We start from the raw sequence: 19694 nt of genomic DNA on the forward strand, positions 1-19694 counted from the left end.
GTTGGTATTCACCACATGGCATACACCAACAGGGCTATACTTCGGTAGTGTGTACTGTGGGGTATGTCCAAAGATCGCAGTGATTCAGGGCGGTACGTCGAGACAGTAACACTCGCCGACGTACTCGCTATCTTCGAGGAAGTAGAGGGGCCCGTTGTGACCTCTGGTGATGTAGCTGATGCCCTTGAGTGTTCACGAGAGACTGCTCGGCGGAAGCTTGGGCAACTCGAAGACCAAGGGCGAGTAAAGAGTCGTCAGACTGCCGGGCGAGTCGTCTGGTGGCTTGCCGATGAGGATTCAGTGCACGAGGTCGACCCGAGTGACCCAATCTTTTCACGGACGACCTACAGCTCTGGAGAACCGACTGATGCGTCCGAGCACGTGGATGACATCCTCTATGGAAATCGGTCGAAATGAGTCGTCCACTGCCGTTGTTCGTCGATACAGGCGGATTGTACGCTGCCTTTGACGAGGATGATGTGAATCACGAGCAGGCGAATACTGTGTTCGATGGAATAGAGGCCGGTGAGTATGGGCCGGTATTCACAAGTTGGTATGTACTCTCGGAGTTTTCGACGTTAATGTTGTACCAGATTGGGCATACAGCGGCAGTTGAGGCGCTTTCGACAGTTCGCCAATCACAGACGTTCAACATCCTGCCGGTGGGGAAGCAGACGTTTGACGCGGCGTGTGAGGAGTTCGAGCGTTTTGACGACCAGCAGATTTCCATTGTCGATCAAACGAGTGCAGTGCTTGCTCGAGAGCACGGGATCGAACATCTGTTCGCCTTCGACAGTGACTTTTCGACGATGGGATTCGAGCGGGTGCCAGTCGATACAGAAGCGTAACTCTCCAGAATTCTTTTAGCTGAGCAGTCCCTGTGTTGTGATATGCACCGCTCACATTCGTGCATCAACACGACCGTGCAGTCGATGAGCGGCATCTCTCTGTTTTCATAGCTGGTGGCAAGGGTCGTTGGATCGACCTCACGGAATTGCCAATCAACTACTCACAAGCCACCAGTATACAATGTCACAAACATACGATCTTCGCGAACAGATCGAGCAGCTCGAAGCGCTCACAGGGGATGGCACTGAACTCGTCACCGTTACCGTACCCAACAGCAAGTCGCTGGGTTCGATCCGAGAGCGAATTGCCCAGGAATACGCCAGTGCCGAGAATATCAAATCCGATCAGACACGAGACCACGTTCAGCAAGCGCTCAAGCGCGTCCAGCGGATTCTTCGTCGATACGAAAGGACACCGGAGAATGGACTCGTGGTCTATGCGGGTGTCGTTGGAGGTGAGTTAATCTCGACTACCTTCGACGACCTGCCTACTCCAGTTGCCGAGTCGACGTACCGATGTGACGATCACTTCGATCTCTCTCCACTGAATGAAGCAGTTACGCCGAATGAGACCTTTGGACTCATCGTCATCGAGCGTGGTGGTGCTGCCATTGGACGACTCGTTGGAGAGCGCATTATCCCGATTCGGACGTTCGAAAGCCAAGTGATGGGTAAATCCAGGGCAGGTGGACAATCTGCCCAGCGGTTCGAGCGCGATCGCGAACGACAAGTCCACGAGTTCTTCCAACAGGTCGGTGATATCGCTACCGACGCGTTCACTGGTGACGAGGGAACGGTCACTGGGCTTGTCGTTGGGGGAACACTTGCGACTGCGAAGCGGTTCGTCTCCGACGGCTACCTCGATCATCGGTTACGCAACCGTCTGCTCGGAACATACTCGGTTGAGTACGCGACCGTGCAAGGGTTGGACCAGCTTGTCAAGAAAGCAGATAAGCAACTGCTCGATGCCGAACAGCGGAAGGCCACAAGCGGCTTGATGAGTTCTACTCACGGCTTCGAGATGGCGATCTGGTTGCGTATGGATCCGATGATGTAGAGCGAGTACTTGAGTTCGGAGCGGTCGAATCGGTACTCATCGGATCGACAGTGCCACGAGACCAACGAGAAAAGTTGGAAGCAGCTGTCGAACAACAGGGTGGTGACGGGTATGTGGTCGCCAGTGACACCGAACGTGGATCGCAATTCGTGACTGCCTTCAGTGGTGTTGGAGCGCTACTTCGGTTCCCGGTAAAGTAAGGTGACCAGGCGAGTTCTAACCTCTTGGTTTTGAGATATGAACGAAAACCTTTGCCGGAGGTGAATCGATTCTAAGCGTGCCTTGGTAGCTCAGGCTGGCAAAGCAACTCCTTTGTAAGGAGTCGGTCGAGAGTTCAAATCTCTCCCGAGGCTTTCCGTTACGGTTTGGGCACTCGCATGTGAGAAACAAATTTCCTGAGATTGCTCGAAGTTAGTATATACTACTAACGATAGCATTTCTTAGTCGGTGTACTGTCTCCCTCGTCGTCGTTTTGCACGGTCGTTTCGGCTTTAACGTTCGTCATTTGTTTTAGGCAGATCTCAAGGGAAATCTGAGGTAGAAAAACATCTTTATTAGAATCCTTAGAGGAAATAGAGGATCTGATCTGGCAGCTCATGTGTACGATCGGACGACTCTTGTGGGACTGTAGGTTTCAATCCGACCGATGGGTTGCAAACCGATCCAAGTGGATGGCGTTCACTGTATTGCGTTCTGATACTGCTCTTGCGTTATAGTGTATCGGTGAGCATTTGCAATGTGCCGTTGTGTGGGCGGAAATTCCGAAAGAGCCCATCATACTGGCCATCGTATCGATCGATGTACTTTTCAATTGCACGCTGCGACCGCTGGTTTTCCTCGAGTGTGAAGACTGCAAGGAGGTCAAGATCGAGAGTTTCGAACACGAGTTCCGTAAGTACTGCCGCTCGCTCTTCAGAAAGCCCACGCCCCCAGTGGACATCTATTCCAGTTATTCCGACTATGGCAGGTTCTGAAGAGCCAGGTATACGGAGTATGTAGCAAAAATCTTCTTTGACTTCCCAGTTTGCTTCTGCCTCCTCGAGAAGGTCGTGCGTTTCCTTCGGTGTCGTATGTGGATCCCACGGAAGGTATTCTGTTACTTCCTCAATTCCGGGGTCGCTTGACCAGATTTCGTATAAGTCAAACAGATCAATTGTCTCGTGAGTGAGTCGTTCGAAGATGAGGTGGTCAGTCTCGATTCGTTCAGGGATCATAGCCTTATTTGATAGTGAATTACCAAGTATCTAAGGTTGCAATTGATATGAGTGAGTACGACGAGACCCGATTGCGAAGAAGGCAAATAACGATGATAGTATCAGAAAACTATAAGTGACCTAACCAAGCACTATTGTCTATGGTGTCTACTTCCCACTCTCGTTCTCGCCCACACCGTTGGGAAGTAGACAGTATTGCTGCTGTGAGCTGTCGGACATAACTTGGGAGAACTCACCCGCAATGCTCCCTCGCTTCCTCGCTTGTATTGGCTGAGAGCCATCATTCCACAAATCACCCCAACTTCGACGTATGCAGTACACTGAACGCAATACACCGAATCAACCCATAGACGACCAGTATCAACGTGGAGTGTTCCAGTGATACCCTATGCTTGATATTGCACTCTTCCGGGACGCACCAGACACGATCAAAGCAAGTGAAAAACAACGAGGCAAGGATCCCGGTCGTGTCGACACCGTTCGCGAACTCGATTAACAGTGGCGGGAGACACACCATCGATTGGACGGTCTTCGTCACGAGAAAAACAACCTAACAGATGAAATTGGAGCGAAGAAACAAGCCGGAGAGGATGCGTCCGATGTGATCGAACGAGTAGCAGAGTTGAACTCGACAATCGACGATTTCGAGGAACAAGAAGCAATACTCCGGTCGGAACGAAACGACCTCCGGTATGAGATTGGGAATCTCGTGCACGAATCGGTTTCCGAAGGTGCGAATGAAGTTCACTAGTCACGTACTGAGTATGGGAATTTACGTCCCATTCAAAGTCGAGATACCGGATTAGAACCTGACTCCGGAAAACTTCCAATTCAAAAATTGATGGTATAGATACGGTATAAGTGGCTAAATTGGCCACTATCTGCATCTTGACCAAGGTAATGAAATAAATCGGTTAAAGTATTTAATAATTAGATTCCAGTGGATGAGAGATATTTATTTATGCAAATAGACTGTTTCTGACTTCCAGAAATAGTGTATATTATGTACAATATCATAGAGAGGTTTAAAAAGACGTTTTGTAAATGAGATCCACAATATACAATTAGATATCCAAATCAACCGTAGGATTATGATAGGATTAGAAGTTTATTCCCGTATTAATATATAATAGGAGATAACTGATAGAGATGAAAATCGCTATCTTATCAATAGAACAGATCCCAAAGTATGAGCGATAAAACAGGTTCTTACGTCAAAAAACATTTTAAATAATCAGAAATTTTCCTGATGACCAGTAATAGTCTTGTACTTTAGATACAATATATAGAAGTTGTAAAAGTGTTATTTTCTATTGGCAATGGTAAGTGATACGGGGATCGCTTGTAACGGGTAGCTACATAACGGGTTTCGGGTTCTGATTATTCTTACCGTCTCGTCGTAGCTGTCAAGATCAACCTCCTGAGGAGTAGAAAGAACTTATATACTATCGCACGATGGTCATTGACATGGACTATATTTCTTCCAAAATCGCAAAAAGGTGGGAACGGTGACCGCTTACACTACCTCGGAGGAGTATCTCCCCGAGGATCCTAATGGGGAGGTGACTTTACAAGTCACAGATGGGGACACGAAAGAAATCTTCACAACACGAGCGCATATTGCACAAGATCCAGAAGAACTCGCCGATCCAGAGCCTCTTACCATCGTTCGAGGTCCACATGAGAGTGTCGAAGAGGAGTGGTTCATCGAGATTTTAGAAGCGGAAATCGATGAGATTGAAATCGACCAAGAAGTATTGAGTGAGTGCATTAAGCAAAGTCAGGAAAATTCAAATGTTGTCAACGCCCGATCGGATGAGCTTCGAGCGCTATTGCTCTATTTAGTCGAAACAGGTAGATACAACTCCGTCTCGGAAGCTGTCCGAGGTTTGTTAGAGGATCACCTAGCGGACAACTATCCGGATCTCGTGAAAGAATACGTCGACATCCGTACAGAGCTTGAGCGAGAAGAATTGTCATCTCAATTAGGAGGCGACAGAAACAAATGAGCGCAGATAGTTTCCGTGACTATCTCTCCCTCCTTGATACCACAAACGAGATGACGAGGATCTCCCAACCGGTGTCGTGGAATCTTGAGGCGAGCGCACTGACAATGATGGCAAATCTCACTGATGCCGAGATTCCGATTTTTGAGGCCATCGATGATCGAGAGTCAAGCGATGCACGGCTTGTTGGCGATCCATATCGTGGTCCAAGAGGCCGTCCATGGGACCGGGTAGCTGTCGCACTCGATTTGCCGACGGGACTAACCGGTGATCAGTACTACAAGACAGTTGTCGATCGTCTTCGATCACCGATTCCACCCACCACTGTTGATAGTGAATCAGCCCCTTGCAAGGAGGTCGTACGGACAGACTCTGAAGTCGACCTCTTTGACTTTCCATGGCCATATATTCACGAAGGTGATGGGGGACGCTATTCGAATCTACATACCGCGATTACAACCGATCCTGATTCGGAATGGACAGACTGGTCATACCACCGTGCGATGATCCATTCTCAAAAGAAAGCAAGTATTCTTCTCCTTGCTGGTGAACAAACGCCAAATCTCTATTATTACAAGTATGAACGACGCAACGAACCCATGCCAATCGCAATTGCTCTCGGATCAGAACCAGCGGTGTATTTCTCATCGGTGATGTGGATTCCAACTGGCCGTGACGAAGCAGACTTTGCAGGCGCGTTAAAACAGGAACCAGTTGAGCTCGTCAAATGTGAAACCAATGACCTCCGTGTCCCCGCCAGCGCAGAAGTCATCATCGAGGGGTCGGTGCAACCTGAAGAACGGTTAGACGAAGGACCGTTTGGAGATTATTTCGGATATATGAACGGTCCTCGACGATCAATGCCTGTATTGGAAGTCGACGCTATCACACACCGTAAACAACCGTATATCCCGTTTTGCGTGGAAGGGGCCGGTGTTGGTCATACACACAACTCAAGCTCAACGATGGAAGTGAGTTGTGTTGGGCCCGATGCAACGCTTGGGCTTCGAGCTGCGGGATTTGATGTGGAAAAATGTGTTCCCTGGCGATTCACTCCACGTACAGCGTATACCGTTTCCACTGAAAATCCACGGCCGGGCTATCTCCATGAACTCGCAAATTTCATCTTCACGACCTGGGGAATGCTCCACATCGACTTCTTTGTCTTCGTTGATTCTGACGTCGATCCACTAAATCAGCGTGCTGTTCTCGAAGCTATTGCTATTAATGCAGATCCAAATCAAGACTTCCACCAATTCGGAGTAGAAACAATGCCAAAGGTGCCGCTAAACATCTACCAAACACCTGAAGAAAAAGGAAACATCGAAACAGGAACTTCGAAGACGAAGACGGCAAAAGCATATATCGATGCTACCAGCGATCCTTCACAACCAACGTTACCGTATCTCGACGATGATCAGATCATAGATGAGGCACGAGAAACACTTAGCGAGGCAGGATTAGCGTTCAAAGCTGTATCCCCTCCGGAGACCTCACGATGAACGTTCGAAACCTAATTTCGATGCTCGAAGCAGAGGACGATCTTCTTCACATCGAACAGTCTGTTCACTGGGCCAATCAAGCACCGGCGATTGGGGCAGAAGCAGCAAAGGAAAACGGATCAGCAGTCCTTTTCGAAGAAGTCCCAGGAAAGACACGGTTGATGAGTGGCGTGTACGGCGGACCAGATCAAATGCTCCCAAGAAATCGAACCCCATGGTCACGACTCGCAATGGGGGTCGGATTGGATAATGATATACCGTATGATCAGTTCGCTCACTGGCTTACGAAGACACCAACCAACAATTCATTGCCCGACACCGAGTCTCTCAAGGCAAAGTCAGTGGATGTCGACCTTTACTCGCTTGGGTTACCGACACTTTCGGACGAAGCACCAACAATCACCCTTGGACTGTGTGCAGTAACTATAGACGAAAAAACGGAGTGGGCGCCAATCCACGCGTGCGTGGAGAGCCATGATAGTCTAATCGCCTCAATTCCTGCAGCACTCGAAAAGCAACTGCCTCACGGCACCGACGTTACTATTGCACTTGGCGTGCCCACCGCATGCCTCATCGCTGCGAAATTATCGTGGATGGGTGAGACAAAAACGGGGAATACCCTCGAAATGGCACGAGCATATAGCGATATAGCATTCGCCGATGAGCATGGTGACCTCATTCCTGCGAGTGCTGAGGGGGTCATTAGCGGAACAGTTGGTGAAATAACTGACCATCAACTACGCCCCAGAGAGGGATGGGAGAAAGCGATCGAAACTACGACGCTGAAAATTCGCGTTACCGATCTTGCGCTCCGTGAGAAAGCAATACTCCCCTTTTCACCGCTTGGCGCCCCTCTCGCAGACGATATTCATCTGGCAAGCATCGTAGAGTCAGTTCGTTTACTACGTCGACTGAATAACTACTGGGGAGTAAGTCCTGTAGAATGGATTCACCTACCAGCGGAAACACACCTTGGTATGTGTCTTGTAGCAACAGAGATTCTCTATGCAGGATTTGAATGGCAACTTGCTAATACCCTCTTTGCGTTTTCACGGTTGTTCGACAAAGTGCTCATTCTCGACGAAGATACACCTCCTGGAAACCTAGCGAGAGCATTTGACGATATGTGGATCAAAGCACATCCGTCTCATGACTGGGAATTCAGTGAACCACAAGCACCTGCCGCGACAGCAACTGCATACCGAAGTGATGGGACGACGGGATCAAGATTGTTTATTGACGCAACTTGGGATCCCCGATGGGATGACGAGTTCATCGCACCGCGGGTAGATTTCGAATCTTCGTATCCAGAAGACATTAGAGCGTTCGTACTCGATACCTGGGATGAGATGGGATTTTCAACGGATCCAGGAGGGCAATGACAGATGGAACGAATCGGTGTTGGAACGGGAAACCCTGAGGGAACGAATAGCTCATATGTCTTCCCAAAGCGCGAGGTGGTAATAGATCCAGGTCCACCCGGTGATACCCCGTGGCAACAGTTGAAAGACGGCCTTGCTAATGTCAGTTTGCAACCGACAGACGTCTCAACAATATTTGTCACTCATTGGCATATTGATCACGCTGGACTCGCTCCTCGGCTAGCCAAGGAAGCCAATGCTGACATTGCTATGCATAAAGCGGATGCACAACTCGTTGCAGAATATAGGGATGAACGAGAGCGCCGGCTTAACCGTGACATGCAGAGTCTTGAGCAGTGGGGAGTTCCAGAGGATATCATCCAGTCGGTGCGAAATCAAGATACACCTTCACCTCTTCCAGACCAAATTCCCGTTCGACAACTATCCGATGGGGACCAATTCAACGGGTTAGAGGTGATTCATACTCCAGGTCATACTAGTGGACACGCATCGGTGACAGTTGATGGGCAACTATTCGTTGGTGATGCTGTCCTCCCAACTTATACTCCGAATGTTGGTGGTAGCGATACACGAACTACACAACCCCTCCAAACATATTATCAGACACTCGAACGGCTCCGAACACGTGAAGAAATCGCTTATCCAGGACATGGGAAGAATGTCTCTCTTGGGGATCGGATTGACGAAATATTCGCCCACCACAAGAAACGATCAGAGCAAGTTTTAAGCCTTGTTCAGAAACGGGGTCCGGTGACTCCATGGGAAATCGCAACTATTCTCTTTGGCGAGATGAGTGGAATTCACGTTAAGCTCGGCGCTGGAGAAGCAGCTGCTCATCTTACCGCCTTAGCCGAAAAAGGAGATATTGATCTCGCTGCAGAGAATCCATATTCGTTCTCCTAACAAAGGTAGAAAACGGCAGTACTATGGTTCAACCGGACTGAATTTGACACCGTACCGGGGGACGCCTTCTTGTGAATAGATTCGCCGAATTAGCGCCTGAGCATTGTCACCAACAGCAACCGTAGCAGGATCAGTGTCCGTGAGCTGTGCTGGCAGTGTAATGCTATCTCCTTCTGCGAAACCAACTTCGACAATTGCAACCCCATATTCCCCATTTCGCCGCTGTTGTTCAGTAAACTCAGGTGGTGCCCCTCCTTGTCCAATGACCGTCACTGCTCGAACAGTACCTTCACGTGGGAGTTCGACCTGCTCGAATTCAACGCTACAGTGGCACTCTGGACAAGTTCCTTCCGGTGGAAACGCAAGCCCAGAACATTCTGGACATCGACCAGCTACAAGGCGATACCGTTGGTCGAGCGTTCGTCGCCATGAGGGAAGGCTAACGTGAGCACCCCCTCCAGAGACGTCGACAATTCCAATGTACCCCCGGTTTCGGAGATACCTCGAGTAAGAGATCTCTTCAGTATGGGATTTTTGCTCCCACTCATTGTCGATAGCTCCGCGGAACAGCATTGCAGTGACGCCACCACCACTCCCGAAAAATATGGCGAGAGTTCTCTCATCACCATCAATTGCAGAGAAACTCTCAGTCAGTGCGAGTGGTACACCGGCAGCACCAACATCGCCAAATTGATTCGCAATAATACCTCTACTTAGGGCTGTTTCGTCGATCGAGATACCACTCGTAATTTGAGAGGGAAAACGAGCATTGGGCTGATGAACCGCTGCTGCAGCTACGTTGCCAGGATCGTTATCGAATTGCGAGACGGCTTCTGTTACACACCGTTTGATCTCACTACGTTCATACGATGTTATCTCAAGCTCCTCGACTGATTCAGTACCTTGTTCACGATACCGAATGCCAGGAAGTTCATCGACAACAGTAGCTGTTTCGAGGTGCTCCACCTGTGCTGAGTCTGTGATGAGAAATGCCGCAGCACCGGCTCCGAACGGATGATCGATATCCGCTGGATCGCCGCGTGGTGCGTCTGCTGCAACGACGAGCGCAACTCCATCGGTTTGGAGCGCTGTGGATAGAGCTGATGCTCCCGAACGAGTACTTTGAGTAAACGTTCGTGTTGAAATAGTCTCGGAAAAGCCCAGCATATGAACGAACCGGGGGACAAGCTCTTCCTCTTCAAGAGGAGGAGAGGTCGTCGCAAAATGGACAGATGAGACAGTCTCAACATCAATCGAACTGTGATCAATTGCAGATTCAGCTGCGGCGACAGCCATTGTCAATACGTCCTCGTCCGCTGTTGGAACGCGCTTTGTCTTGATACCAGAACCATTGTATTGGCCCCACGAATCAGCGACGGTTTCGGAACTGATCTGGTAGCGAGGGAGATATCGGCCTACGGCTGTGATTCCTCTCATATTGCGTCCTCCTGCATTCGTTCAAAGACATGAACTGTCGCACTTCCCCCACTCCCTCCAACATTGTGAGCGAGCCCATAGCATGGCTCTTGGACTTGCGTGTGTGCCTCACCGCGGAGTTGTTCGAAGATCTCTACGATCTGGCCAGTACCAGTTGCACCAATGGGATGGCCTTTCGATTTTAGCCCCCCGCTTGTATTGACTGGCAATCGCCCAGTGGGATGCGTTACTTCTTCACGAAGGAGTCGTCCTCCCTCGCCACGGTCACAGAAGCCTAGATCTTCATACGCCATAATTTCTGCAATGGCAAAGCAGTCGTGAACCTCTGCAAGATCGATGTCATCAGGAGCAATTCCAGCATCATCGTATGCGCGTTCTGCCGCACGCCTGCTCGCGGGGATGTCTGTAAACGTATCCCGTTGGAACAGGCCAACTCGATCGCTCGAAGCACCCATACCTGAAACACGAACTGAAGCTTCATCGAGTTCGTTTGCTACCTCCTCGTTTGCAACCAGTACGGCACTTGCGCCGTCGGTCGTTGGGCAGCAGTGATACAGATTAAGTGGATCAGCGACGGTCGGCGCTCCCATAGCGTCTTCCAAGGTACACTCGAATCCCAGCTGCGCATTCGGATTTGCTGCTCCATTCCGATGGTTCTTGACTGCAACGCGTGAGAGATCCTCAATAGTTGTTCCATGCGCAGCCATGTGTACACTTGCCATCTGTGCATATACGCCAGCAAATGTTGTGCCAGAAAGACGTTCCCACTCAGTCTCGCCACTGACTCCGAGCCACCATTTTGTATGGTCTGAGCTCATATCGGTCATAATCTCGTATCCTCCTGCCAATACGAGATCTGCGATACCAGCTCGAACAGCGGTCACAGCATTTCTAAACGCATAGCCGCTGGCAGCGCAGGCATTCTCGACGCGTGTTGTTGGGATCCCATGAAGTCCGATATGTTCAGTAACCGCTGGACCGCTCAGACCAAGTTGTCGTCCACCTACTCCGAGCGTTCCAATAAACGCCTCATCAATACGATTTCGATCGATACCAGTACCGACGCTTGCAAGCGCACGATCAAATGCGGTTGCAAACAAGGATCGATAGCTCTCATTGGGGAAGGAGCCAAACGGTGATTGGCCTGCCCCGATAACATATGCCTCCGTCACACTCGTCTAAGGGGGATGAAAGGTAAAAAATATACTGGATAATCGCCCTGTTACAGTTGGTCACACAGGTTGATAATTAGATGGCATCTTGTTGAACACTGGTGGAAACGGGCAGTACTTGTCGATCGGATGGAATACTGTGTTTGTAAAAAAGCGAACAAGCGAACTTGGTCTTGAAGGATATATATCTGGAACCACAAGTGACTATAGAATCGAAGATCACCCGGTTCGGGTAGCGGCGCAGGTGCAGCTTTAGCATCACATCCTGACGTTGACTATGTTGCCTTCACTGGAAGTACCGGTGTCGGCAAAGGCGTGATGGAAAATGCAGCAGAAAACGTGACCGGAGTAACGCTCGAACTTGGTGGCAAAGGACCGAATATCGTGTTCTCGGATGCTGATTTCGAAGCTGCTGCAAAAGGCGTTCACAACGGGATTTTCATGAATGCGGGACAAATGTGCTGGGCAGGCTCGCGCTTGATTGTTCACGAGGATATCCATGACGAATTAGTCGATATTGTAGCGACCCGGGCAGAGGGAACGCCGCTCGGAAGCGGTATCGATGATGACGCTCGAATGGGTCCCGTTGTCAGCGATGACCAGCGCCAAGAAATCCTCGGATATATCGAAATTGGAAAGAAAGAAGGTGCAACACTTGTCACTGGCGGCGATGTTCCAGTCGAGAAAGAGCGGGGCTTTTTCGTCGAGCCAACCGTGTTCGATGATGTCACAAACGATATGACCATCGCTCGTGAGGAGATTTTCGGCCCAGTCCTCTCGGTAATAACGTTCGAAGATGAAAAAGAGGCACTTGAGATCGCGAACGATTCACCATACGGACTTCTGGCCGGGATCTGGACGTCTGATTTGACCCGCGCTCACACAGTCGCAGAGTATCTTGACTATGGGATGATAAGCGTCAATGAATATCCGGTGACGTTCCCACAGACTCCGTTTGGTGGATACAAGGAGAGTGGCTATGGTCGTGAACAAGGTCGTGAGGCAATCCACGAGTACACGCAGGTGAAAAATATCAACGTCAATCTCGGGTAAGCTAAAATCACACTTGAAAATCTTATTCTGAAAGGTGAGGTTTTATCCGCTGTACTGTACTATAGACGCGTATGGCTCTCATCGAGAGTGCATTATCAGCAGAGAACCGAGAGATACGTGCCCGAGCAGCGGAGTTTGCAACGGACGTCGTTGCCCCACGCGCAGAAGAGATTGAGGTGACTGACGAGTTCCCACGAGACGTGATGGAAGTCGCTGGAGACTACGACCTGCTTGGGATACTGTTACCGGAAGAATACGGCGGGTTGGACTCAGATTTCGTGTCATACTGCCTTGCTGTCGAAGAGATTGCCCAAGAGAGTGGTGCTGTTGCAGAGAGCATTCAGGGGCACACATTCGCCGCAGTCCCCATCGCGCAGTTTGGAACGGAACAACAATGCGACGAATATCTTCCTTCGATGATTGAAGGCGACACGATGGGGGCAATGCTATTGACCGAGCCAGGAGCAGGGAGCTCTCCATCTGAACTCTCCACTACTGCGGAAACACATGCCGGTGACTACATCATTTCCGGTGAGAAGGCGTTCGGGACAAACGCAGGGGTTGCTGACCTTCATCTCGTCGTTGCTCGTGTCCAACCGTCTCCCGATGACTCACACGGTGTGAGCGTCTTTCTCGTCCCGGGGACCAACAAAACATCCGGGTTCACATTCGATCGAACAGAATTCATGGGGATGCGTGGTCATGTGACGGGTGATTCGACGCTTGAAGGCGTTGTGGTACCGGACGATGGGCTCCTTGGCGAGATCGGGCAGGGCTTCCGTATTGCAATGGGAACAATAGATATGGCCCGAACAGGGCTCGGTGCCATTGGGAATGGAATTGCCAATGCAGCATTTGATCACGCAGTCGAGTATGCTGGTGAGCGTGAACAGGGTGGTCAACCTGTCGGGAGCTATCAGGCCGTTCAGGTTCTTATTGCCGAGATGGATGCTCGGCTCGACAGTGCTCGGCACCTTGTGTATAATTCCGCTGCAACGATCGCTTATGAATCGGGCGATACACGAACGTCGAGTAAGGCAAAATTCGTCGCTAGCGACGTCGCTGAGTTTGTCACGCGAAATGCCATGCAGGTTCATGGCGGGAAGGGCTACAGAAAGGATCTTCCACTTGAGCGCTATTATCGCGATGCGAAGATCCTTAGCATCATCGGAGGAACGACGGAAATCCAAAAGACGACTGTCGCTAGTGCCGCGCTTGGGCTTTAATGGTAAGCTAAAGGGATTCCGAGATGATGGTCCCTCTTACTTCCACAAAGGGCTACGACACTGGAGTAGGAATCGCGATTGTCATATTATTCTTTTTGATCTATGATTTTAGTGAGAATACTATCGAACGCCTACTCAGTGAATAATACGGTGTCTTAGCGTCCGATCGCGAGAAGAGGGACAAACACCCCAGGATAAGCTAGCTCTCCAATTATTCGCCAGTCGGAGAGCAGTTACTGAGCTACGATGTCCGGGAGCTTTTGACGGTATTTGATTGATGGATGATTACTGGGGTATTTGACTTCGTGGGATCACTGACTTAGCGTTCGGATTCAACCTGGGAAAGTTTCTTAACTTCTTTGTCACCGAGTTCAGCACCAACGAAATCCGGGTCGCGTTTTTCGAGGAATGCGGCAATTCCTTCTTTTGCACCCGGGGTGTCAAAGAGTTGGTTCTGGAGTTCGCGCTCGTGCGCTAGTGCGTCCCAGAGGGACAACTCCATACCTTCGTTGACAGCCAGCTTGTCGAATCCAACTGCCTTGTTCGGGAGTTGAGCGACCTCCTGCGCAAATTCGAGTGCTTCTTTTTCTGCGTCGCCTGCCGGAACCAATTCATCGAATAGTCCGATTTCGTGGCCTTCTTCTGGATTGAGTGTTTCACCACTGATCATCATTTTCAGCGCTTTCGAGCGACCAACATAGCGGGGAAGGAGTTGCGTACCTGCCTCTCCGGGGATAAGTCCGAGATCAACTTCGGGTACACCGATGTTGTACTCCTCATCGTTACCGATGTATCGCAAGTCGCATGCAAGTGCGAACTCGAGACCGCCACCCATACAGTGGCCATCAACGGCAGCGATGAACAGCGTGTCCGTCGTTCGCATCTTCATGATCGTCTCTTTGCTCGTCTGGCTCGCCTTCCCAATGTGGCTGGCACTTTCGTCCTGGAGCACATTAATGTCGAACCCGGTCGAGAAGAACCGGTCGTTCCCGCTGGCAAGAACGGCAACACGAACCGTTTCGTCGAATCGAACACTTTCAACAGCCGACTGCAACTCGATAATCATATCGAGGTCGTGTGCGTTTGCCGGCGGGCGGTCGATACGAAGGATACCAACGTGGCCATCCATTTCTGTGCTAAAGTTTTCTAGCTCTAAGTCTTCGAATGACTCCATACAATTATGCAGTTAACGCCCACCCACATATAGGTTTGGAAGGAAGATTGATGATGATTTCCAGTTCAAAAGATTAGCATCGAGGTGAGACAGCGAACAGGGCTCACTTGAGGGAAATCCAACCACGGTATGCGATCAACAACTCGGGATCTGAGTCGAAAATAGTACATCGGGAAACAATAACCCTGGGTCGACTAGTAGTGAGCATTATCAATTATCAAATGTAGAGGATGAATTCGAAGTAAAAGTGACAATATGTTACGTGCGCACGTGAGATTGGATGGGGGGTGTTGCGTTGTGTTATCGATTCGTATCCGGGCGCTTGCCGTCATACTTGAGCCGTTCAAACATCGTTTGGCAGTTTTTACAGTAGTACTGGGCTTTCGAGATCTCGGACCCAAACGCGGACTCTTGTTTGACGTCAGTTGACATACAGAAGGGGCAGGTCGGGGTGAACTCCTCCTGCGCCGTGGGGTCATTCATGATGCTCATTGCATGGCGAACTCATTATTTTGTTCCCCAGTTAGCGATTCGATAACGGACAAAGCGATCGCGTCGCTTCCCACGCGTCGTCGGGTCGAATCCCAATCATCTTGGGATGGACTCGTACTGTCGATAGCTGCAATCGACACTGCGGTATCGTTGAAAAGGTCTTCATAGTGTGAGAGGATGGCAGTCCGAAGTTCCACAGCAGACCGGTCAACAAACCCATTCTGTACCAGGGGATCTTGCTTATTAGTATACGACTCCGGACCAATGAACGATAAGACTGCTGGCAGTGTTTGTTCCAGGGCTTCTTGAAGTTCATCGGGTTGGCTCTCTGCAAGCGTCGTTAGACGCGCATCGTGGTAGTCGAGATGGAAGTATTCGTCTTCTCCAATCTTTTTGACGAGCCCGTTGAAATCATCTACGGTGATTGATTCGAGCATATACCATGCTGCGCGATCGGTAGTTGCAACGGCCACGATATACTCGAGCCAGGTTTCGTTCGATGAATCCAACGGTGGAGCGTTCTGAAATTCCTCTGGTTCACGAGCTCCTTCGAGCCAGTCAGAGTCTCGCCCTTGCTGTTCAAGCAGACGCATCAACTGTCGAATGTGCCCTGCTTCATCCTGGGCAGCACTGGCACCACCGATATTGTCCTCAAGAGACGGTCCCGCCAACATCCACTCGGCATAGCGGTGGGACAACAGGAGCTTCGTATCGGTGATTGATTGAACGTACTCCAGTGCTTCTGTAGACCATTCACTCACAGCTCTCCCTCCGGGGTTGGTATATCATGCTCGCCGGTAACCTCCAAGAGGTTCTCTTCCGCGACGACTGCCATGTAGTTCCAGTCCTCTTCATTGAACGTTGTTCTAGCGTACGATTTTGCCAAGCGACCGTTATCCGCTTCAACCCGACCAACGTGAATAATCTCGTCTCCTGGTTTGATCTGTGCAAACACTTCGTATCTCATAGACTGATTCCGGCGTTCCGCATTTTTTCTTGGACTTCTGGTTCGAGCATGTCTTTCGACCACACGGGATCCCAGACGATATCTATCGTAACGGATTCGACCCCTTCGACTGGACGAAGGATACTCTTGATATCAGTCTGGATGAACTCGTATGCCGGACAACCCATACAGGGGAACGTCATCTCGACTGTGACGTCACCATCTCTTTCGTTGACTTCGTAGATCATCCCCATCTCAACCAGACTAACCGGAATATGTGGATCGGGAATCTCGTCAATCAACGTCCAGAGTTCCTGCTCGAACGACGATGTTTCCGCATCTGGCCCAAGCGTGAATTCGTCAGTATTCGTCGGTGCGGTGTTTGTGCTCATGTGAGTGCCTCCAACTTCCCGGACTGGATCATATTGACGTACTTTTCGTTTGCTGGCCCACGAGACCGCCAGCGGTCGATGACATCAGACCACGAAATTGGCTCGTCAAACAGCCATTGTTTGTTTTCCTCGTCAAAGGCAACCGGAAAGTCGTACTCGAGGACGTATCTGCCTGCTTCATCGTCATAATGCGCTGGAACCTCGAGATCGAGTTCATTGCACAATGGAACCGTTCGTTCCATCCATGCTTGGCGGAGTTCGTCGTTGGTTAAGCCCTTGATTTGATAATCGATTTGATCGCTATGCTTTTTCTTGTCATCCGGGAGTCCAAACCATTCGATAGCGATCGGGAACATCCAGTCGACTGCTGACTGAAGTTTTTGTTTCGTCTTGTCGTTTTTCGTCGCAAGCCGGCGCATCCACGTTTCACCATGTCGGAGGTGGAATTGTTCTTCTTTGCTCACCTTGGTGAGGGCACGCTTCCACGGTGCATACGAGGTATTTTCGTGGATATCGCTGAGGAGCACGATCCCTGCTCGGTCAAACATCCCGTGTGCGGACACGAGTTCTGCGAAATTATCGATGTATTGGTCGAAGCCGTACGTATTGCGAAACTCATGGGGTTCGCGTCCGTAGACGAGCTCTTCACGGCTCATTCCGAGATCCTCGAGTAATCGGTAGGCGATATGACCATGGCCGAGCTCGTCCTGAATCACACTCACACAGGAGGTTCGAGCATTCAAACTCGGCGCATTCAATGACTGCTCGTAGTAGGCGGGAGCACTCATCAGTTCCGTGTCTCCGGACACTTTGAGGATCGTGATCAGCGCATCTCGATAACCATCCGTCATTTCGTCTGTCGATTCAATCATTCGGCCATTTTGCAGTTCTTCCTTGAACTGCCGTTCGCTAACCATCGTGATTACCTCGTATTCCCATTATTTACGGTAACATATAATACTTGCCATGCCATAGCATATTTCGACATATTTCTGTTCGACAATACATTTTTGAAGGAATGAGATGACGATCACAGTATGGTATCTGCTTCCCGGTCACCACCAAGTGGCACCATTGATACGCATGTTCACATGAATCCGTTCTGGTGGCTCAAAGACGGTGCACGAGCCACACTTAAAGAACACTCATCTAATTTCGAGCAAAAACCCACACTCGCCCGCAATCCGGACGAGTTTGTCGCGTATCTCGATTCACAGGATATCGCAATGGCAGCGACGATCAATTACGTCGCTCCAGGAATGGGCTATACGCATGCCGTGAACGAATGGGCTGCTGACTACCGCGATTTACATCTCGATCGGATTCTAGTATAAGGTGGATTCGACCCCCGGTTGACGGATGATCCGGACACAACGGTTGAACGTGCAACCGAGGATCTGGCATTGGATGGCATCAAAATCCATCTACCACAAGGCATCAACGCAAACGATTACCGCGAGGATCCAGATACACGCGGCCTCGCTGGGCTGCGAGTTCTCTATGAACGCTGTGAACAGGCTGGCATCCCGATAATGATACACACTGGAACCAGCATCATTCCAGACGCCCGTTCTCGATGTGCTGACCCGATGCCGATCGACGATATTGCAGTTGATTTCCCCAATCTTCCGATTGTGATGGCACATGGTGGGCGGCCAATGTATACGGATGAGGCGTGGTTTCTCCTATATCGCCATGAAAACGTGTTTCTCGACATCTCTTCGTTCCCTCCACAGAACTTGTTCGAGTATTTCCCTGAGATCAACCGTGTTGCAGACCGCGTCCTGTTCGGGAGCGATTGGCTAGGACAAATGGTTCCCGATATCGGAACCAATATCGAGGCGATTCAAAACCTCGAGCTGCCACAACATACTATCGATGCAATTCTGCGCGGCAATGCAGATCGACTATATGACCTATGAATGATCCCGCCCTGTTCAGCACCGTTTTGCATTGTCTGTGAGGGAGGAGTGTAACGCCTCATTTTACGCTTCGGTTTGAGGGGGATAACTTATTTACCCCACGTGTTCGATTTCATATTCATGGATGTAACAACCAGACATGCAGATGCTGAAGATGGTACAGCACTTCTCGACCTCTGGCACGGCTTTACCGACCATCTCTCGGAATACGATGATCGATATCGTCACAAGGAGAACGCAGACGAACGATGGCTCACCTACTTCGAGAATCAGTTAGTCGATTCGAAATACGGAACCGTCGTCGTTGCAGAATCTGACGATGAGCTTGTTGGTGTCGTCGAAGCCAGAATCATGGGCAACCACCCCATCTTCCGTCTCGAAGACCATGGCTATGTCAACGGTCTCTATGTGATTGAACCCTATCGGGATGAAGGGGTTGCAAAAGCAATGCTCGAGACTGCGGTGGAGTGGTTTCGCGCCTCGCCTCGGCATGTGAACTTCTATCGGATCAATGCGATCGAGGGCGATGAGATAGCACAAGAGACGTATGAAGCGCTTGGGTTCACGCCTGTCGAACACGTCTATGAAAAGCAACTGGAGTAATTATGGTAGAGAAACATGAAGTAGAATTCATTAACGAAGAGACCACCATCGAGGTTTCCGAGAACCAATCAATTCTGGAGGCCGCAGAGGAATCGGGCCTCGATCTCCCCTATCAGTGCCGCATGGGCGTTTGTGGTGTCTGTTCTGGGCTCGTCATTCAGGGCGAAGTTGATCAGACTGAAGCAATGTTTCTCTCTGACTCGGAGCAAGAAGAAGGATATGTGCTTACCTGCGTCGCTAAACCACGTTCCGATGTGAAAATAGAGACGAATACCGGTCCGTAGCAGCCTCATACGTAGAAAGTTTTGGTTTTTAGGTATCGTGGTGGAGAGGAGAGATTATGGCATATCCCTGTTTACAAAAAG

22 protein-coding genes, 1 tRNA gene and 2 pseudogenes are annotated in these 19694 nt (G+C 50.1%); 16 read left to right on the forward strand and 9 right to left on the reverse strand.

Annotation, left to right across the window (positions count from 1 at the left end):
* Window positions 1-63: 63 nt before the first annotated feature.
* From LIX15_RS21185 to LIX15_RS21205, 5 genes are all read left to right on the forward strand, one after another.
* Window positions 64-417, forward strand: a complete 354-nt coding sequence (locus tag LIX15_RS21185; protein ID WP_227777344.1) for an HTH domain-containing protein — start codon at window positions 64-66, stop codon at window positions 415-417.
* Window positions 414-848, forward strand: coding sequence for a type II toxin-antitoxin system VapC family toxin (locus LIX15_RS21190; protein ID WP_227777345.1), 435 nt, complete (start codon window positions 414-416; stop codon window positions 846-848). Before LIX15_RS21185 ends, LIX15_RS21190 begins: the two co-directional genes overlap by 4 nt.
* A gap of 181 nt (window positions 849-1029) precedes the next feature.
* Window positions 1030-1905 carry a peptide chain release factor aRF-1 gene (gene prf1, locus LIX15_RS21195; protein ID WP_227777346.1) on the forward strand — a complete coding sequence of 292 codons (876 nt, stop codon included), beginning with the start codon at window positions 1030-1032 and terminating at the stop codon, window positions 1903-1905.
* Window positions 1878-2105, forward strand: coding sequence for a hypothetical protein (locus tag LIX15_RS21200; RefSeq protein ID WP_265338442.1), 228 nt, complete (start codon window positions 1878-1880; stop codon window positions 2103-2105). The genes prf1 and LIX15_RS21200 overlap by 28 nt, the downstream gene beginning before the upstream one ends.
* A gap of 79 nt (window positions 2106-2184) precedes the next feature.
* Window positions 2185-2258: transfer RNA gene (locus tag LIX15_RS21205), tRNA-Thr, on the forward strand.
* Between the two features lie 357 nt (window positions 2259-2615).
* On the opposite strand, the gene LIX15_RS21210 is transcribed toward LIX15_RS21205, so the two are convergent.
* Window positions 2616-3119 carry a GNAT family N-acetyltransferase gene (locus LIX15_RS21210; protein ID WP_227777347.1) on the reverse strand — a complete coding sequence of 168 codons (504 nt, stop codon included), beginning with the start codon at window positions 3117-3119 and terminating at the stop codon, window positions 2616-2618.
* A gap of 388 nt (window positions 3120-3507) precedes the next feature.
* Here LIX15_RS21210 and LIX15_RS21215 point away from each other — a divergent pair.
* The 5 genes and pseudogenes from LIX15_RS21215 to LIX15_RS21235 all read left to right on the forward strand — a co-directional run bounded on the left by LIX15_RS21215 (window position 3508) and on the right by LIX15_RS21235 (window position 8912).
* Window positions 3508-3870 (forward strand): annotated as a pseudogene (locus LIX15_RS21215) (hypothetical protein).
* 811 nt (window positions 3871-4681) lie between these two features.
* Complete coding sequence (locus LIX15_RS21220; protein ID WP_227777348.1) at window positions 4682-5128, forward strand: hypothetical protein; 447 nt, start codon at window positions 4682-4684, stop codon at window positions 5126-5128.
* A complete protein-coding gene (locus LIX15_RS21225; protein ID WP_227777349.1) occupies window positions 5125-6627 on the forward strand; it encodes a UbiD family decarboxylase in 1503 nt (500 codons plus the stop codon). Before LIX15_RS21220 ends, LIX15_RS21225 begins: the two co-directional genes overlap by 4 nt.
* A complete protein-coding gene (locus LIX15_RS21230; protein WP_227777350.1) occupies window positions 6624-8009 on the forward strand; it encodes a UbiD family decarboxylase in 1386 nt (461 codons plus the stop codon). The genes LIX15_RS21225 and LIX15_RS21230 overlap by 4 nt, the downstream gene beginning before the upstream one ends.
* A 3-nt stretch (window positions 8010-8012) precedes the next feature.
* On the forward strand, window positions 8013-8912 hold the full coding sequence (locus LIX15_RS21235) for an MBL fold metallo-hydrolase (protein ID WP_227777351.1): 900 nt from the start codon (window positions 8013-8015) through the stop codon (window positions 8910-8912).
* A gap of 21 nt (window positions 8913-8933) precedes the next feature.
* On the opposite strand, the gene LIX15_RS21240 is transcribed toward LIX15_RS21235, so the two are convergent.
* Both LIX15_RS21240 and LIX15_RS21245 read right to left on the reverse strand, forming a co-directional pair.
* A complete protein-coding gene (locus LIX15_RS21240; RefSeq protein WP_227777352.1) occupies window positions 8934-10349 on the reverse strand; it encodes a 3-hydroxy-3-methylglutaryl CoA synthase in 1416 nt (471 codons plus the stop codon).
* Window positions 10346-11521 carry a thiolase domain-containing protein gene (locus LIX15_RS21245; protein WP_227777353.1) on the reverse strand — a complete coding sequence of 392 codons (1176 nt, stop codon included), beginning with the start codon at window positions 11519-11521 and terminating at the stop codon, window positions 10346-10348. Before LIX15_RS21245 ends, LIX15_RS21240 begins: the two co-directional genes overlap by 4 nt.
* A gap of 222 nt (window positions 11522-11743) precedes the next feature.
* Here LIX15_RS21245 and LIX15_RS21250 point away from each other — a divergent pair.
* Together LIX15_RS21250 and LIX15_RS21255 are read left to right on the forward strand one after the other, a co-directional pair.
* A pseudogene (locus LIX15_RS21250) lies at window positions 11744-12574 on the forward strand (aldehyde dehydrogenase family protein); the annotation flags it as partial.
* 71 nt (window positions 12575-12645) lie between these two features.
* On the forward strand, window positions 12646-13800 hold the full coding sequence (locus LIX15_RS21255; protein ID WP_227777354.1) for an acyl-CoA dehydrogenase family protein: 1155 nt from the start codon (window positions 12646-12648) through the stop codon (window positions 13798-13800).
* 319 nt (window positions 13801-14119) lie between these two features.
* On the opposite strand, the gene LIX15_RS21260 is transcribed toward LIX15_RS21255, so the two are convergent.
* The 6 genes from LIX15_RS21260 to LIX15_RS21285 all read right to left on the reverse strand — a co-directional run bounded on the left by LIX15_RS21260 (window position 14120) and on the right by LIX15_RS21285 (window position 17721).
* Window positions 14120-14974, reverse strand: coding sequence for an enoyl-CoA hydratase/isomerase family protein (locus LIX15_RS21260; RefSeq protein ID WP_227777355.1), 855 nt, complete (start codon window positions 14972-14974; stop codon window positions 14120-14122).
* A 300-nt stretch (window positions 14975-15274) separates the two neighbouring features.
* Window positions 15275-15457, reverse strand: a complete 183-nt coding sequence (locus LIX15_RS21265; protein ID WP_227777356.1) for a PaaD-like zinc ribbon domain-containing protein — start codon at window positions 15455-15457, stop codon at window positions 15275-15277.
* Window positions 15458-15462: 5 nt separating this feature from the next.
* On the reverse strand, window positions 15463-16227 hold the full coding sequence (locus LIX15_RS21270) for a Phenylacetic acid catabolic protein (protein ID WP_227777357.1): 765 nt from the start codon (window positions 16225-16227) through the stop codon (window positions 15463-15465).
* Entirely contained in the window at window positions 16224-16433 is a 210-nt protein-coding gene (locus tag LIX15_RS21275) for a phenylacetic acid degradation PaaB family protein (protein ID WP_227777358.1), read from the reverse strand. The genes LIX15_RS21270 and LIX15_RS21275 overlap by 4 nt, the downstream gene beginning before the upstream one ends.
* The gene (locus LIX15_RS21280) at window positions 16430-16804 is read right to left on the reverse strand and encodes a metal-sulfur cluster assembly factor (protein WP_227777359.1); all 375 of its coding nucleotides are present in this window, start codon (window positions 16802-16804) and stop codon (window positions 16430-16432) included. The genes LIX15_RS21275 and LIX15_RS21280 overlap by 4 nt, the downstream gene beginning before the upstream one ends.
* Window positions 16801-17721 (reverse strand): Phenylacetic acid catabolic protein, encoded by a 921-nt coding sequence (locus LIX15_RS21285; protein ID WP_227777360.1) that lies wholly within the window; start codon window positions 17719-17721, stop codon window positions 16801-16803. The genes LIX15_RS21280 and LIX15_RS21285 overlap by 4 nt, the downstream gene beginning before the upstream one ends.
* 120 nt (window positions 17722-17841) lie before the next feature.
* Here LIX15_RS21285 and LIX15_RS21290 point away from each other — a divergent pair, with 120 nt between their 5' ends.
* From LIX15_RS21290 to LIX15_RS21305, 4 genes are all read left to right on the forward strand, one after another.
* On the forward strand, window positions 17842-18138 hold the full coding sequence (locus LIX15_RS21290; protein WP_227777361.1) for a hypothetical protein: 297 nt from the start codon (window positions 17842-17844) through the stop codon (window positions 18136-18138).
* A gap of 18 nt (window positions 18139-18156) precedes the next feature.
* Window positions 18157-18726, forward strand: coding sequence for an amidohydrolase family protein (locus LIX15_RS21295; RefSeq protein WP_227777362.1), 570 nt, complete (start codon window positions 18157-18159; stop codon window positions 18724-18726).
* 120 nt (window positions 18727-18846) lie between these two features.
* A complete protein-coding gene (locus LIX15_RS21300) occupies window positions 18847-19329 on the forward strand; it encodes a GNAT family N-acetyltransferase (RefSeq protein WP_227777363.1) in 483 nt (160 codons plus the stop codon).
* 2 nt (window positions 19330-19331) lie between these two features.
* Window positions 19332-19613 carry a 2Fe-2S iron-sulfur cluster-binding protein gene (locus LIX15_RS21305; RefSeq protein ID WP_227777364.1) on the forward strand — a complete coding sequence of 94 codons (282 nt, stop codon included), beginning with the start codon at window positions 19332-19334 and terminating at the stop codon, window positions 19611-19613.
* The last annotated feature ends 81 nt before the right edge of the window (window positions 19614-19694 follow it).

It is taken from the genome of Haladaptatus pallidirubidus (assembly GCF_020700235.1).
GTDB classification, from domain to species: domain Archaea; phylum Halobacteriota; class Halobacteria; order Halobacteriales; family Haladaptataceae; genus Haladaptatus; species Haladaptatus pallidirubidus.

What these genes read in the sequence shown, in the direction of transcription:
- LIX15_RS21185 (WP_227777344.1), top strand. Translation starts at nt 64, where the DNA reads ATGTCCAAAGATCGCAGTGATTCAGGGCGGTACGTCGAGACAGTAACA.
- LIX15_RS21235 (WP_227777351.1), top strand. Translation starts at nt 8,013, where the DNA reads ATGGAACGAATCGGTGTTGGAACGGGAAACCCTGAGGGAACGAATAGC.
- LIX15_RS21190 (WP_227777345.1), top strand. Translation starts at nt 414, where the DNA reads ATGAGTCGTCCACTGCCGTTGTTCGTCGATACAGGCGGATTGTACGCT.
- LIX15_RS21300 (WP_227777363.1), top strand. Translation starts at nt 18,847, where the DNA reads ATGGATGTAACAACCAGACATGCAGATGCTGAAGATGGTACAGCACTT.
- LIX15_RS21285 (WP_227777360.1), bottom strand. Translation starts at nt 17,721, where the DNA reads ATGGTTAGCGAACGGCAGTTCAAGGAAGAACTGCAAAATGGCCGAATG.
- LIX15_RS21230 (WP_227777350.1), top strand. Translation starts at nt 6,624, where the DNA reads ATGAACGTTCGAAACCTAATTTCGATGCTCGAAGCAGAGGACGATCTT.
- LIX15_RS21260 (WP_227777355.1), bottom strand. Translation starts at nt 14,974, where the DNA reads ATGGAGTCATTCGAAGACTTAGAGCTAGAAAACTTTAGCACAGAAATG.
- LIX15_RS21305 (WP_227777364.1), top strand. Translation starts at nt 19,332, where the DNA reads ATGGTAGAGAAACATGAAGTAGAATTCATTAACGAAGAGACCACCATC.
- LIX15_RS21280 (WP_227777359.1), bottom strand. Translation starts at nt 16,804, where the DNA reads ATGAGCACAAACACCGCACCGACGAATACTGACGAATTCACGCTTGGG.
- LIX15_RS21275 (WP_227777358.1), bottom strand. Translation starts at nt 16,433, where the DNA reads ATGAGATACGAAGTGTTTGCACAGATCAAACCAGGAGACGAGATTATT.
- LIX15_RS21290 (WP_227777361.1), top strand. Translation starts at nt 17,842, where the DNA reads ATGGTATCTGCTTCCCGGTCACCACCAAGTGGCACCATTGATACGCAT.
- prf1 (WP_227777346.1), top strand. Translation starts at nt 1,030, where the DNA reads ATGTCACAAACATACGATCTTCGCGAACAGATCGAGCAGCTCGAAGCG.
- LIX15_RS21255 (WP_227777354.1), top strand. Translation starts at nt 12,646, where the DNA reads ATGGCTCTCATCGAGAGTGCATTATCAGCAGAGAACCGAGAGATACGT.
- LIX15_RS21210 (WP_227777347.1), bottom strand. Translation starts at nt 3,119, where the DNA reads ATGATCCCTGAACGAATCGAGACTGACCACCTCATCTTCGAACGACTC.
- LIX15_RS21265 (WP_227777356.1), bottom strand. Translation starts at nt 15,457, where the DNA reads ATGAATGACCCCACGGCGCAGGAGGAGTTCACCCCGACCTGCCCCTTC.
- LIX15_RS21225 (WP_227777349.1), top strand. Translation starts at nt 5,125, where the DNA reads ATGAGCGCAGATAGTTTCCGTGACTATCTCTCCCTCCTTGATACCACA.
- LIX15_RS21240 (WP_227777352.1), bottom strand. Translation starts at nt 10,349, where the DNA reads ATGAGAGGAATCACAGCCGTAGGCCGATATCTCCCTCGCTACCAGATC.